Origin of the sequence: Brevundimonas sp. SH203 (genome assembly GCF_002157625.1) — a bacterium.
Taxonomy (GTDB): Bacteria; Pseudomonadota; Alphaproteobacteria; order Caulobacterales; family Caulobacteraceae; genus Brevundimonas.
Window position 1 is genome coordinate 1 of sequence record NZ_BDMM01000001.1, and the last position, 14,146, is coordinate 14,146.

The 14,146-nt window shown below is 68.0% G+C and carries 10 protein-coding genes; 7 read left to right on the forward strand and 3 right to left on the reverse strand.

The features are described 5' to 3' along the window. The 5 genes from SH203_RS00005 to SH203_RS00025 all read left to right on the forward strand — a co-directional run. The coding region (locus SH203_RS00005) for a hypothetical protein (protein ID WP_234989314.1) at window positions 1-596 on the forward strand (596 nt) is incomplete at its 5' end. After that, window positions 593-2,623, forward strand: a complete 2,031-nt coding sequence (mrdA, locus tag SH203_RS00010; protein ID WP_087118845.1) for a penicillin-binding protein 2 — start codon at window positions 593-595, stop codon at window positions 2,621-2,623. The genes SH203_RS00005 and mrdA, both read left to right, overlap by 4 nt. Continuing rightward, complete coding sequence (rodA, locus tag SH203_RS00015) at window positions 2,620-3,774, forward strand: rod shape-determining protein RodA (RefSeq protein ID WP_087118846.1); 1,155 nt, start codon at window positions 2,620-2,622, stop codon at window positions 3,772-3,774. The genes mrdA and rodA overlap by 4 nt, the downstream gene beginning before the upstream one ends. A 130-nt stretch (window positions 3,775-3,904) precedes the next feature. Beyond that, window positions 3,905-5,086, forward strand: a complete 1,182-nt coding sequence (locus SH203_RS00020) for an acyl-CoA dehydrogenase family protein (RefSeq protein ID WP_087118847.1) — start codon at window positions 3,905-3,907, stop codon at window positions 5,084-5,086. Window positions 5,087-5,224: 138 nt separating this feature from the next. Further along, window positions 5,225-6,343 carry an acyl-CoA dehydrogenase family protein gene (locus SH203_RS00025; RefSeq protein WP_087118848.1) on the forward strand — a complete coding sequence of 373 codons (1,119 nt, stop codon included), beginning with the start codon at window positions 5,225-5,227 and terminating at the stop codon, window positions 6,341-6,343. Between the two features lie 160 nt (window positions 6,344-6,503). Here SH203_RS00025 and SH203_RS00030 read toward each other — a convergent pair whose 3' ends face one another. The 3 genes from SH203_RS00030 to SH203_RS00040 all read right to left on the reverse strand — a co-directional run bounded on the left by SH203_RS00030 (window position 6,504) and on the right by SH203_RS00040 (window position 9,690). After that, a complete protein-coding gene (locus tag SH203_RS00030) occupies window positions 6,504-7,820 on the reverse strand; it encodes an Hsp70 family protein (RefSeq protein WP_087118849.1) in 1,317 nt (438 codons plus the stop codon). A gap of 113 nt (window positions 7,821-7,933) precedes the next feature. Beyond that, the gene (locus tag SH203_RS00035; RefSeq protein WP_087118850.1) at window positions 7,934-9,004 is read right to left on the reverse strand and encodes an ATP-binding protein; all 1,071 of its coding nucleotides are present in this window, start codon (window positions 9,002-9,004) and stop codon (window positions 7,934-7,936) included. Beyond that, complete coding sequence (locus SH203_RS00040) at window positions 9,001-9,690, reverse strand: response regulator (RefSeq protein ID WP_087118851.1); 690 nt, start codon at window positions 9,688-9,690, stop codon at window positions 9,001-9,003. Before SH203_RS00040 ends, SH203_RS00035 begins: the two co-directional genes overlap by 4 nt. Before the next feature lie 159 nt (window positions 9,691-9,849). On the opposite strand from SH203_RS00040, the gene SH203_RS00045 reads away from it, so the two are divergent. Together SH203_RS00045 and SH203_RS00050 are read left to right on the forward strand one after the other, a co-directional pair. Continuing rightward, a complete protein-coding gene (locus tag SH203_RS00045) occupies window positions 9,850-10,986 on the forward strand; it encodes an efflux RND transporter periplasmic adaptor subunit (protein WP_087118852.1) in 1,137 nt (378 codons plus the stop codon). 15 nt (window positions 10,987-11,001) lie between these two features. Continuing rightward, a complete protein-coding gene (locus SH203_RS00050) occupies window positions 11,002-14,142 on the forward strand; it encodes an efflux RND transporter permease subunit (protein WP_087118853.1) in 3,141 nt (1,046 codons plus the stop codon). The last annotated feature ends 4 nt before the right edge of the window (window positions 14,143-14,146 follow it).

The window sequence follows — 14,146 nt, forward strand, 5'->3', positions numbered from 1 at the left end:
GCGCGCACGACGCCGGCGCCGACGCCGGCGCCCAGCCAACCCACGCCGGCGCCCGCGCCCGCGCCAGGGGGCGCGCTGTGAGACGGCCGGTCGCGGTTCGCGTCGTCGGGCCCCTGCAATGGATCGTCTATCCGGCCCTGGCCGCCATCGCCGCCACCGTCGTCCTGGCGACGCCGGTGCAGGTGTTCGGCCTGCATCTGCCCGAGCCGGTCGTTCCCATGATCCTGGCCTTCGCCTGGCCGCTAATCCGGCCGTCGATGACGGCGCCGGCGGTGCTGTTCGTCGTGGGCCTGTTTCTGGACCTGTTCTGGAACGCGCCGCTGGGCCTGTGGGCGCTGTGCCTGATGGCGGTCTATTTCACGGTCCTGATGTCGCGCAACCTGATGGCGGGGCATGAGGGGCTGATCCGGTTCGGCGCCTATGCCGCCTGCACCCTGGGCGCCTTCGCCCTGGCCTATATGATCGTGGCGGTGCGGGCGGCCAGCGCGCCGGCCCTGTTGCCGCTGATCGCGCAGATCGCGCCGACGCTGATGCTGTATCCCGTGGCCAACTGGATGCTGGAGCGGTTCGACGACGGGGATATCCGGTTCCGATGAGCGGCGAACCTTCCATCTTCTTCGAAGACGTCAACGAGCGGCAGGGCTCCTTCCTGCGGCGCACCTTCATCGTGGGCGGCGCCACGGCGCTGGGGATCGCGGCCCTGATCGGGCGGCTGGGTCAGCTGCAGGTCGTGCAGGCGCAGGAGTATGCGGCGCTATCGTCGCAGAACCAGTTCAACTTCCGCATGGTCCCGCCGCCGCGCGGCCTGATCAAGGACCGCAACGGCGTCGTCATCGCCGGCAACCGGCCCAGCTTCCGCGTGCTGGTCGTGCGCGACGAGACCAAGGATCTGGACGAGACGCTGGACCTGCTGGGCCAGGTGCTGCCTGACACGCTGGAGCGGCGCCGGGCCATCATCCGCGACGTCAATGCGGCGTCCAAGTTCAATCCCGTGCCGGTCAAGAGCGACCTGACCTGGGAAGAGTTCGCCAAGGTCAATCAGTACGCCAACGAACTGCCCGGCGTGATGGTCGATATGAACGAGGCCCGCTACTATCCGTTTGGGGGGGCCTTCGCCCACGTCGTCGGCTATGTGGCCAAGGTGTCGGACCGGGACGTCAAGGCGTTGCGCGACAAGGGCCAGCAGCCGCCGCCGCTGCTGTTCAACCCTAGCTTCCGCATCGGTCGTCAGGGCGTGGAGAAGGCGCTGGACCTGTCGCTGCGCGGCGAGCCGGGCGGCAATCGGGTCGAGGTCGATGCGCGCGGCCGGGTGGTCGCCGAAGACATCGGCGGCTCGCGTCCGGCCGTGCCCGGCAAGGAGGTCGTGCTGACGCTGGACGCCGACGTTCAGAACCGGGCGCTGGAGGTGTTCGGCGACGAGTCCGGGGCCTGCGTCGTGATGGACGTCCGCAACGGCGACATCCTGTGCATGATGTCGGCGCCGTCGTTCGATCCGAACCTGTTCGTCGGCGGGGTGCCGAGCAAGACCTATCGCGCGCTGGCCGACTATGAGCGCAAGCCTCTGCTGGACAAGACGCTGAATGGCACCTTCCCGCCGGGATCGACGTTCAAGCCGACGACGGCGCTGGCGCTGCTGGAGGCGGGGGTCGATCCGAACAACACCGTGGTCTGCACCGGCGCCTATCGCACCGGCAACCGGGTGCAGCGCTGCTGGGGCCGTCACGGGGTGCAGAACATGCACAACGCGATCAAGAACTCGTGCGACGTCTATTTCTACGCCATGTGCAACCGCGCGGGCGTGGACAATATCCGCAAGGCCGGACTGGCGCTGGGCTTCGAACATGAGTTCGACATCGGCGTCGGCAACCAGCGCAAGGGCCTGTTGCCGTCCACCGAATGGAAGGCGCGCACCTTCCCGCGCGATCCCGTCTGGCATCCGGGCGAGACGACCTCGGTGGCCATCGGACAGGGGGCCATCACCGTGAATGCGCTTCAGCTGGCGGTCATGACCTCGCGCCTGGCCAACGGCAAGAAGCAGCTTCAGCCGCGCCTGATCAAGTCGATCGGCGGCGTCGAACAGCCCAGCGGGGCCGAGGCGCCCGACCTGCCCTTCGATCCCGCCCACGTCGAATATGTCCGTCAGGGCATGATCGCGGTGGCCAACGACCGGTCCGGCACGGCCTATCGCCAGAGCCAGCTGGGGCTGGGCGACATCCAGATGGCCGGCAAGACCGGCACGGCCCAGGTCCGCAACTATGGCACCGGATCGCGCAAGAGCGACATCTGGGCGCTGAAGGACCACAATCTGTTCGTCGCCTTCGCCCCGGTGGACGCGCCGCGATACGCCGTGGCGGTGATCGTCGAGCATGGCGGCAAGGGCGGGGCCACCGCCGGCGCGCCGCGCGCGCGCGAAGTGATGCGCACCGTCCTGCTGAAGGACCCGGACATGCGCGCGCGTATCGAACGGCCCCTGCCGCCCGAACCCACCGGCGACGCCATGGTCGAGGACGGGGTGGTCGGCGCCGCCCCCGAGCCGGACGTGGTCGCCGCGCCCGAGCCGACCCGCGCGGCCACCGGCCCGACCGGCGGCCCGCGCCCCTATCTGTCCGAGCCCGGCCGATGACCGCATCCGCCCTGTCGCGACCGGGAGAGCGCGAGCGCGTCTCGACCAAGCTGGGCCAGATCGACTGGCGGCTGACGGCCCTGTTGTGCGTGGTCGCCGGCACCGGGGCGATGATGCTGTATTCGGTGGCGGGCGGATCGTGGTCGCCGTGGGCGGCCAAACACCTGATCCGTTTCGGCATGTGCCTGGCGCTGATGCTGGCGCTGTCGCTGATCAGCATCCGCTACTGGTTCGCCCTGGCCTATCCGATCTATGGGCTGGCGCTGTTCCTGTTGGCGCTGGTGGAGACGCCGCTGGGGTATCACGCCCTGGGGGCCACCCGCTGGCTGGACCTGGGGTTCACCCGCATCCAGCCGTCGGAGATCATGAAGATCGGCGTCGTGCTGGCCCTGGCCCGCTGGTATCACGGCGCGACGGCCAAGGAGGCGAGTTTCCACTGGAAGCTGATCTTCCCCGTCGGGATCATCGGCCTGCCGTTCCTGCTGGTCGCGCACCAGCCTGACCTGGGCTCGGCCATGCTGATCGGCATGACCGGGGCGGCGATGATGTTCGTGGCGGGGCTGAGCTGGCGAATCATCGTGCCGCTGATCGTGGCGGCGGCGGTGCTGGTGCCGCCCTATGTGATGTTCGGGATGCACGACTATCAGCGCCACCGCGTGCTGACCTTCCTGAGCCCCGAGGCCGATATGGCGGACAAGGGCTATCAGATCGTGCAGTCCAAGATCGCCATGGGATCGGGCGGGCCGCTGGGGCGCGGCTTCGGCCTGGGCAGCCAGAGCCAGCTGGAGTTCCTGCCCGAACGTCAGACCGACTTCATCTTCGCCGCCTTCGCCGAGGAGTTCGGCTTCGTGGGCACCTTCACCCTGTTGGCCTGCTATGCCGCCATCATCCTGATCTCGTTGAGGATCGCATCCCTGTCGCACAGTCACTTCGGGCGATTGGCGGCCTCGGGGGTGACGGCGACCTTCGCCCTGTACGTGCTGATCAACGGGGCGATGGTGATGGGGCTGGCGCCCGTGGTGGGGGTGCCGATGCCGCTGCTGTCCTATGGCGGCACGGTGATGCTGACCGTCATGATCGGCTTTGGCCTGGTGATGGCCACGCGCGTCCACCGCTATGCCGAACTGCCCAAGGGACATGGGCTGATCTGACGTTACGTCAGCTAAGTGATCAGCATTCAGGTTTCGCTTTCAAAGGCGGCGATTTCGAAGATAAGGTCACTTCCAATGATCCATTCGCGGCGGCCCGACCGTCAGCGGCGGACGATTTGGGAGATGACGGATGAGCGATCTGGAGCCGTTCCGCGCCGAGACGCGCGCCTGGCTGGCGGACAACTGCCCGGCCGAATGTCGCGGGCCGCTGGCCGACGACGAGATGATCTGGGGCGGGCGGAACCCCACGTTCAAGACGCCGGAGCATAAGCTGTGGATGGAGCGGATGGGCGCGCGGGGCTGGACGGCGCCCGAATGGCCCAAGGAGTATGGCGGCGGGGGGCTGAGCCGCGAAGAGGCCAAGGTGCTGGCCTCGGAACTGCGGCGGATCAAGGCGCAACCGGCCCTGAACAGTTTCGGCGTCTGGATGCTGGGCCCCGCGCTGCTGGCCTTCGGCACGGAGGAACAGAAGCAGCGGTTTCTGCCCGAGATCGTGCGCGGCGAGGTGCGCTGGTGCCAGGGCTATTCCGAGCCGGGGGCGGGGTCGGACCTTGCCGCGATCCAGACGCGGGCCGAGGACCGGGGAGACCACTGGATCGTCAACGGCCAGAAGATCTGGACCTCCTACGCCGACAAGGCCGACTGGATATTCTGCCTGGTGCGGACGGACCCCGAGGCGCCGAAACATCTGGGCATCAGCTTCGTCCTGTTCGACATGAGGACGCCGGGCGTGACGACGCGGCCGATCACCCTGATCAGCGGCAAGTCGCCGTTCTGCGAGACTTTCTTCGACGACGTGCGGGTGGAGAAGGAAAACCTGGTCGGGACGCTGAACCGGGGCTGGGACGTGGCCAAACACCTGCTGGCGCACGAGCGGACCATGATCGGCGCCATGGGCGAGGTCGGGGGCGGTCGGCCGGTCGGGCAGGTGGCGCTGGACGCCATCGGGGCGGACGACGACGGACGGCTGGACGAGCCGATGTTGCGCGCCCGCATCGCCGAGATGGAGATCGACGCCGCCGCCTTCCGCCTGGCGATGGAACGGGTCGGCGATCAGGTGAAGGCCAAACAGGCGCATCCGGCCATCGCCTCCATGCTGAAATACTATGGGTCGGAGCTGAACAAGCGGCGGCACGAACTGCTGATGGCGGCGGGCGGCGCGGACGCGCTGGAATGGGAAGGCGAGCGGTCGCACGACGGCAAGACGGCGCGCGACTGGCTGAGGACCAAGGCCAACTCCATCGAGGGCGGGACCAGCGAGGTTCAACTGAACATCATCGCCAAACACCTGCTGCAACTGCCGGGAGCGTGATGCTTCCCGCGCCCGTCATCCTCGGGCTCGACCCGAGGACCGGACGCGCCGCCGCTCGTGCGATGAATTTGACGCACAACTCGCTCGACACCCGATCCTCGGATCAAGTCCGAGGATGACGATGAAGGAATAGGGACAATGCCGCTGATCCTGACCGAAGAACAGACGATGTTGCAGGACGCCGCCGACGGCTTCCTGAACGAACAGGCGCCCATTTCCCATCTGCGAAAGCTGCGGGACGAGCGCGATCCCGACGGCGTGTCGCGCGGCCTGTGGCGGTCGTTCGGCGAGATGGGTTTCGCCGGCGTCATCATCCCCGAGGCGATGGGCGGCATGGGGCTGGGCGCCGTCGAGGCCGGGGTGATCGCCGAAAGCCTGGGGCGGACCCTGACGCCGTCGCCCTTCATGGGATCGTCGGTCCTGTCGGCCAAGGTGCTGATCGAGGGCGGATCGGAGGCGCAGCAGACCTGGCTGCCCCGGATCGCGGCGGGCGAGGCGATCCTGGCCCTGGCCGTGGACGAGGGCGCCAAACACGCGCCGTCGCGCATCGCGACGCGGGCCGAACGGGCGGGCAACGGCTTCCGGTTGAACGGCGCCAAGGGTTTCGTGCTGGACGGCCATGTGGCGGACGCCCTGATCGTGGTCGCCAGGGCCGAAGAGGGCGTGACCCTGTTCCTGGTCGATCCGGCGATGCCGGGCGTCACGGTCGAGCGCACGGCCATGGTGGACGCCCACAATGCGGCCCGCATCACCCTGAGCGACGTGGCGGTCGACGCCGATGCGGTGATCGGCGACGTGGGGCAGGGGGAGGCGCTGCTGGACGGCGCCCTGACCCTGGGCCGGGCTTGTGCGGCATCCACCCTGACCGGGGCGGGCGATCAGGCGTTCAAGATCACGATGGAATACCTGCGGACCCGCAAACAGTTCGGCAAACTGATCGGCGAGTTCCAGGCGCTGCAGCACCGGGCGGCGCACCTGTTTTCCGAGCTGGAACTGGCGCGGGCGGCGACCATGGGGGCGCAACTGGCCATCGACGAGGGGCGCGACACCGCCTCGCTGGCCGCCTCCATCGCCAAGGCCAAGGCCGGCCGCGTCGCCGAACTGGCGGTGCAGGAGGCGGTCCAGATGCACGGCGGCGTCGGCATGACCGACGAGTTCGACGTCGGCCTGTTCATGAAGCGGGTGCGGGTGCTGAACGAACTGCTGGGCGACGCCGGATTCCACGCCGAACGCATGGCGCGGGCCCAAGGATTCTAGCCGAGGACGCCGTCATTCCGGGGCTGAGCGCAGCGAAGAACCCGGAACCCAGGGGCGCGTCACGGCTCTTGCCGCGTCAGGCGTCGGCGATGTCCTCCTGGGTTCCGGGTTCGTCCTGTGGACGCCCCGGAATGACGATGAAAGCGGGTTCGCTTTCGATCTAGCCGACCTTTTCACTCCACAGGTCCAGGTCGGGTTCGCGCCCGATCAGGGCCAGGCCGGCGGCGATGGATTCGAACTCGCCGCCGGTCTCGATCCGGTCCTGGCCGAAACGGGTCTGGAAGATGGCGCGCACCGCCGGCACGAAGGAGGTGCCGCCGGTCAGGAAGACGCGGTCGATGCCGTCCGGCGCCAGCCCTGCGCGCGCCATCGCCTGATCCACCGCCCCTTCGATGGCGGCCAGTTCCGGCGCGATCCAGCCCTCGAACTCGGCGCGCGCGACCGGCTTTTCGATGTGGACGTCGCCGGCGTGGAAGCGGAAGGTCGCCGTCTCGCTGGCGGACAGGGCCATCTTCAGGGTTGAGACGGCGCGATACAGGTCGTGGCCGTGGTTGTCGTCCAGAACCTCGATCAGCCGTTCGATCTTCTCCGGCTCCAGCGCCGTGCGGGCCAGCGCCCGGATGTCGCGCATATCCCGCGACGCGCGCAGAAGGGCCAACTGGTCCCAGCGCGCGAAGGCGGAATAGTAGCGTTGCGGGATCGGCAGCTGTTTGCCCACCGAGCTGTAGAGTCCGCCCTTGCCCAGTTCCGGCGACACCAGCTGGTCGATGATCCGATAGTCGAAGGCGTCGCCGGCCACGCCCACGCCCGACCGGGCCAGGGGTGTCGAACGCAAGCCGTCGTCCGTCCGCTCGAACCGGATGATGGAGAAGTCGCTGGTGCCGCCGCCGAAGTCGGCGACCAGGACCGTGGCGTCCTGGGTCAGCTGGCGCGCGAAATAGAAGGCCGCGCCGACCGGCTCGTGCGCGTAGCGGATGTCGGTGAAGCCCAGCCGCTGGAACGCCGTCTGATAGCGACCCAGCGCCAGGGCCTCGTCGGGATTGCCGCCCGCGAAGGTGACGGGGCGGCCGACGATCACCGCCGGCGGCATGACGTCAAGCGCCTCGCCCGCATGGTGGCGCAACCGCAGCAGAAAGGCCGCCAGCAGATCCTCGAAGGCGTAGCGCCGGTTGTCGATGCGGGTCTCGGTGAAGGCGGCGCTGGCGGCGAAGGTCTTGAACGACTGGATGAAGCGGGTCTCCAGCGGGTCCTCGACATAGGCCGCGATGGCCCAGGGACCGGCCTCGACCACCCGTTCGGGCGGCTGGCCGTCCACGCCCGGATGAGTCTGGAAGCTGAGCGCCGACCGGAAGGTGGTCGTGCGCCCCTCCACCGCATCGAAGGTCGCCAGATGCGCCACCCCGTCCCCATCGCTCAAGGCCACGACCGTATTGGTCGTGCCGAAGTCGATGCCGATGGTCATCGGTTTCGCCGTCATGGCCGCGCTCCTGAAAGGGGGAGCCGGTTCCTAACGTCCAGACGCGCGGACGCAAGGGGTAAGACGTCGAGAGGCGCGGAAGCTGTGGCCGACCCACTCGGCTTCACCGGCGTTCACCGGCGGGGTTGATCGGCCGGGGCGACGGGGAGCACCAGTTCGAAGGTGGAGCCGCCGTGGGCGTTCAGGCGGCATCTCAGTTCGCCGCCGTGGGCGTCGGCGACGGCGCGAACGACGGACAGGCCCAGGCCCGAGCCTTCGCCGCCGGTGTCGCCGCGGGTGAAGGGTTCGAAAAGCTTCTGGGCCGCGGCCGGCGACAGGCCGGGGCCGACGTCGGAGACGGCGATGGCGGCTCGCCCCTCGCGCGGTTCGACCGAGACGCGCAGCAGGCCGGGGGTGGCGTGTTTGCGGGCGTTGTCGATCAGGGCGAGGACGGCCTGGCGCACCCGGAACGGATCACACTCGGCGGGCAGGCGGTTCAGCGACCAGAGGATGCGGAAACCCGCCTCATTCAGGGCCGGGTCCATGGCGCTGCGCAGGTCGCCCACCACCTCGGCCATGTCCACGGCTTCGAAGCGCAGGTGAAGATGGCCGCTGTCAGCCAGGCTGACGACGCGAAGGTCCTCGATCAGGCGCGCCAGCCCCTCGATCTGTTTGATCAGGCTGGCCAGAAGGGCGTCGTCCAGCTCGAAAAGACCGTCCGCCACCCCCTGAAGCCGGCCCAGCAGAATGGTGACGGGGGTGCGCAGTTCGTGGGCGATGGAGGCGTTCCAGGTCGCCAGACTCTCGGCGACGCTCTCCAGCCGCTCGGCCATGGCGTTGAAGTTCTCGACCATCTCGGTGGCCTCGCCCAGCGAGCGGTCGTCGGCCGAGGCGCGGGCGGTCAGGTCGCCGCCCTTGATCTGGCGCGCGGCGAGCGCCAGCGAGGACAGGGGCCGCGCGATGCGCTTTGACAACTGCACCGCCGCAACCACCGACAGGGCGACGGACAGCAGGATGAAGCCGAGCGTCACCAGAATGTCGAAAGGCTGTAGCGACCAGGCGGACGAGCCGAAATAGTCCGGGTGTTTGGTGAGCAGCCAGCCGTAGATGAAATAGCTGCCGACCGTGGAGAGGCACAGGCCCAGCGTCGTCACGACCGACATATAGATGGCGATGTTTCGGCCGAGGCCGGAGGGCGGTTTCATCGCGGGCTTTCCAGCCGATAGCCGACGCCCCGGATGCCGGTGAGAAGCTGGGCCGCGCCGGCCTCGTCCAGCTTCTTGCGAAGCTTGCTGAGATGACTGTCGACGGTGCGTTCCAAGACGTCCTGACCGGACAGGCAGGCGTCGACCAGTTCGCCGCGCGTGAAGACGCGCATGGGCTGGCGCGCCATGAAGGCCAGGATGCGGAACTCGGTCAGGGTCAGGTTCAGGCGCTGTTCGTCGGTTCCTGTCCTGATCGTCGCCAGATGGCTTTCCAGGTCGATTTCCAGCGGCCCGACGCGCAGAACACGACTGTCGCCCGCACCGTGGCTGCGACGCAGGATGACGTGGGCGCGGGCCGCGACCTCGGCGGCGTTGAAGGGCTTGATGACATAATCGTCGGCCCCGACTCGCAGGGCCTGAAGCTTGTCGATGTCCTGATCCAGGGCCGTGATCATCATGACGGGGGTGTCGCCGCGCCGACGGATTTCGCTCAGCACCTCCCATCCCGTGCGTTTGGGCATGCGAACGTCGAGCAGCACCAGGTCGGGCTTGAGCGCCAGATGCAGGTCCAGCGCGGTCTGGCCGTCGCCCGCGCGCACGGTTCTGAAGCCCTCTCTGATGAGATAGGCGTCGAGCACGGCGGCGATGTCCGGCTCGTCCTCAGCGATCAGTATCAAGGCGCTCATTCTGTCTCCGTGAAGGGCAAGATGGGGCGAGGCAGGCGGGGGCGTCCAGTCCTGGCGCTTCGTATCCACGCAGCCTCCATGAAGTCGCAACGCAAATCCCATGCGGTGGTGCGATCAGCCGCGCCTCAGCCACCCGGCGGATTCTTCGGAGACGATGACATGGTGCGCCATTCGCACAGAAACCTGCTGATCGGCGGGACGGTGCTTGTCCTGCTGGCTGCGTGCGGCGCCCAGCCGGAGCAGGCGGCGCCGACGCCGACGACCGTCGCCGTCGCCACGGTCGAAACCGGGCCGGTGCAGTTCTCGGATAGTCTGCCGGGGCGTGTGGTGGCCTTCCGAACGGCGGAAATCCGCGCCCAGGTCGGCGGCATCGTGCAGCGCAAGCTGTTCACCGAGGGCGCGGTCGTGCGGGCGGGGCAACCGCTGTTCCAGATCAATGCCGCGCCGTTCCGCGCCGAGGCGGACACGGCGTCCGCCGCCCTGCAACGCGCCGTGGCCGTGCGCGACCGCGCGCGTCTTCAGGTCGCCCGACTGGAGCCGCTTCTGGCGGCGGACGCGGTCAGCCGCCAGACCTATGACAACGCCGCCGCCGAGCTGGCGCAGGCCCAGGCCGATGTCGCCGCCAGTCAGGCGGCGCTGGCGCGTCGTCGTCTGGACGTCGGTTTCGCCACCGTGACAGCGCCGATCTCGGGCCGTATCGGCGCTTCAACCATCACCGAAGGCGCATTGGTCGGAACGGCCGACGCAGCGGCCCTGGCCACCATTCATCAGATCGACCGGGTCTATGTGGACGTGCGCCAGCCGGCGTCGCGGCTGGAGGCCTTGCGCGGAGCGGGGCAGGGGTCCAGCGCCGTCGACATTCTGGACAGCGAGGGCAAGCCGACGGGAATGACCGGGCGGATGCTGTTCTCGGACCTCAGCGTCGATCCGACGACGGGAGACGTGACGGTTCGGGTTCTGGTCGACAACGCCGCGCAACGGCTGCTGCCGGGCATGTTCGTTCGCGCCCGCCTGCCGCGCGGGGCCGAACAGGTCCTGCCGCGCATCCCGCAACAGGCGGTGGTGCGGAACGGCGCCGAGGCCAGCGTCATGGTCTTGGGCGCGGACGGCAAGGCCGTCTCTCGTCCCGTCCAACTGGGAGACGTGATCGAGGGCCGGTACGTCGTGCTGTCCGGCCTGAAGGCGGGCGAGCGCGTGATCGTCGAGGGCCAGGATCGGGTCCAGCCGAACCAGCCGGTCGTGGCTAAGCCGTGGAAGGCCCCGGCCCCGGCGGCTTCGTCCGCCCCTGCGACCTGATCCGGGAGAGACGCGATGCCCCAGTTCTTCATCCAGCGTCCCATCTTCGCATGGGTCGTGGCCATCTTCATCATTCTGGCGGGGCTGCTGGCCCTGCCGAAACTGCCGATCGCGCGCTTCCCCGATGTCGCGCCGCCCAGCATCAGCATCTACGCCAACTATCCGGGGGCGACGCCGCAGACGATGATCGACAGCGTCATCGCGCCCATCGAGCGCGAGATGTCGAGCGTCAAGAACCTGCTCTATTTCGAAAGCTCCAGCGACACTTCGGGCATCGCCAGCATCACGGCGACCTTCCGCCCCGGCACCAACCCGGAGCTGGCGCAGATCGACGTCCAGAACCGGCTCAAGAGCGTGGAGCCGCGCCTGCCGCAGGTGGTGCGCCAGAGCGGCGTCACCGTCGAGGCCGCCGATTCGGGCTTCCTGATGATGATCGCCCTGATCTCGGAAGGCGGTAAATTCAACGCGGAACAGCTCGGCGACTATATGAGCCGCAATGTGGTCGAGGAGCTGAAGCGCGTGCCGGGCGTCGGCCGGGTTCAGAACTTCGGGTCGGAATACGCCATGCGCGTCTGGGTCGATCCCCAGAAGCTGGCGGCCTACAATATCGGCATCAGCGATGTGACCAACGCCATCGCCGCGCAGAACATGCCCATCGCGCCGGGCCGGACCGGCGCCGATCCGACCGTCGCGGGCCAGACCGTGACCATTCCCCTGACCGCCACGGGCCAGCTGACGACGCCCGATCAGTTTCGTGCGATCACCCTGCGCGCCGGAACCGACGGCTCGCGCCTGACGCTGGGCGATGTCGCGCGCGTCGAGCTTGGGCCGCAGACCTACGCCTTTTCGACCTATCAGGACGGCAAGCCGGCCAGCGGCATCGCCATCCAGATGTCGCCCGGCGCCAATGCGGTGAAGACCGCCGCCGGCGTCCGCGCCCGCATGGACGAACTGGCGACGGCCTTGCCTTCCGGCATGACCTATGTCGTGCCCTATGACACCGCGCCCTTCGTGAAAGTGTCCATCGAGAAGGTGGTTCACACCCTGATCGAGGCCATGATCCTGGTCTTCCTGGTGATGTTCCTGTTCCTGCAGAACGTCCGCTACACGATCATTCCCGCGATCGTGGCGCCTATCGCCCTGCTGGGCACGCTGGCCTTCATGCTGGTGACGGGATTCTCGATCAATGTGCTGACCATGTTCGGCATGGTGCTGGCCATCGGCATCATCGTCGACGACGCCATCGTCGTGGTCGAGAACGTCGAACGGATCATGGCGTCCGAGGGCCTTTCGCCCAAGGAAGCCACCAAGAAGGCGATGACCGAGATCACCAGCCCGGTGATCGGCATCACCCTGGTTCTGTGCGCGGTCTTCCTGCCCATGGCCATGGCGTCGGGGTCGGTGGGGGCCATCTATCGCCAGTTCACCGTCTCGATGGCCGTGTCCATCCTGTTCTCGGCCTTCCTGGCCCTGTCCTTGACGCCTGCGCTATGCGCCACAATCCTGAAGCCGATCGCCCCCGGTCATCACGACAAGAAGGGCTTCTTCGGCTGGTTCAATCGCCAGTTCGAGCGGTTCACCCAGGGCTATTCGGCGTCCGTCACCCGTCTGCTGAAACGCACCGGGCGGGCGATGGCGGTCTTCGTCGTGCTGGTCGGGGTGATGGCCTTCGCCTTCACCAAAATCCCCTCGGCCTTTCTGCCGGACGAGGATCAGGGCAGCCTGATCACCTCGATCACCCTGCCGGCCGATGCGACCGGCGCCCGGACGCTGGATGTGGTCAAGCAGTTCGAGGCGCACTTGCGCGAACGCCCGGGCGTCAGCGACAGCTTCTCCATCATGGGCTTCGGATTCGGCGGGTCGGGGTCGAACGCGGCCATGATCTTCACCAATCTGGTCGACTGGAAGAAGCGCGACGGCGCGACGGCGCAGGGCGAAGTCGCGGCCGCGACCGAGGCCATGAGCGGCGTCACCGACGGCTCGGTCATGACGCTGAACCCGCCCGCGATCGACTCGCTGGGAACCTCGTCCGGCTTCGCCATGCGTCTGCAGGCCCTTGCGGGGCAAAGCGCCGAGCAACTGCTGGAGGCGCAGAACAAGCTGCTGGCGCTGGCCGCCGCCAATCCCAAATTGGCCGGGGTCTATCCCGAAGGCTTGCCGCCCGGCGCCAGCGTCGAGCTGAAGATCGACCGTCAGAAGGCGGAGGCGCTGGGCGTGTCGTTCGAGGCGATCAGCAACACCATCTCGGCCGCCCTGGGGTCGTCCTACGTCAACGACTTCCCGAATAACGGACGGCTGCAACAGGTCATCGTCCAGGCGGATGCGCCCGCGCGGATGCAGGTCTCGGACGTTCTGGGCCTCTATGTCCGCAACGCCGCAGGCCGCATGGTGTCGCTGTCAGAGGTCGTGACCCCGGTCTGGACCTCCAGCCCGCAGCAGGTGGTTCGCTACAACGGCTATCCGGCGGTCCGCATCAGCGGCGGCGCGGCGGCGGGCGTGTCCAGCGGCCAAGCGATGACCGAGATGGAGAGTTTGGTCAAACAACTGCCCGCAGGCTACGCCGTCGCCTGGACCGGCCAGTCGCTTCAGGAAAAGGAAAGCGGAAGCCAGGCGCCGATGCTGCTGGGCCTGTCGATGCTGGTCGTCTTCCTGGTGCTGGCGGCGCTGTACGAAAGCTGGTCCATTCCGTTGTCGGTGATGATGGTGGTGCCGCTGGGCCTGATCGGGGCGGTGCTGGCCGTGCTGCTGCGCGATCTGCCCAACGACGTCTTCTTCAAGGTGGGGCTGATCACCCTGATCGGCCTGTCCGCCAAGAACGCCATCCTGATCGTGGAGTTCGCCCGGACGCTTCAGGCGCAGGGGATGGCTTTGGTCCCGGCGACCATCGAGGCGGCGCGTCTGCGCCTGCGCCCGATCATCATGACGTCCCTGGCCTTCACCCTTGGCGTCGTGCCGCTGATGATCGCCAGCGGGGCCAGCGCCGCCACCCAGCACGCCATCGGCACCGGCGTGTTCGGCGGGATGGTCACGGCGACGGTGCTGGCGATCTTCTTCGTGCCGGTCTTCTTCGTCTTCACCCTGACCGCGATCAGCCAGATCGCCCAGCGCATGGGACGGCTGAAGCCGCGGTCGTTCAAGAATGCCAAGGAGGGCTGAGGAT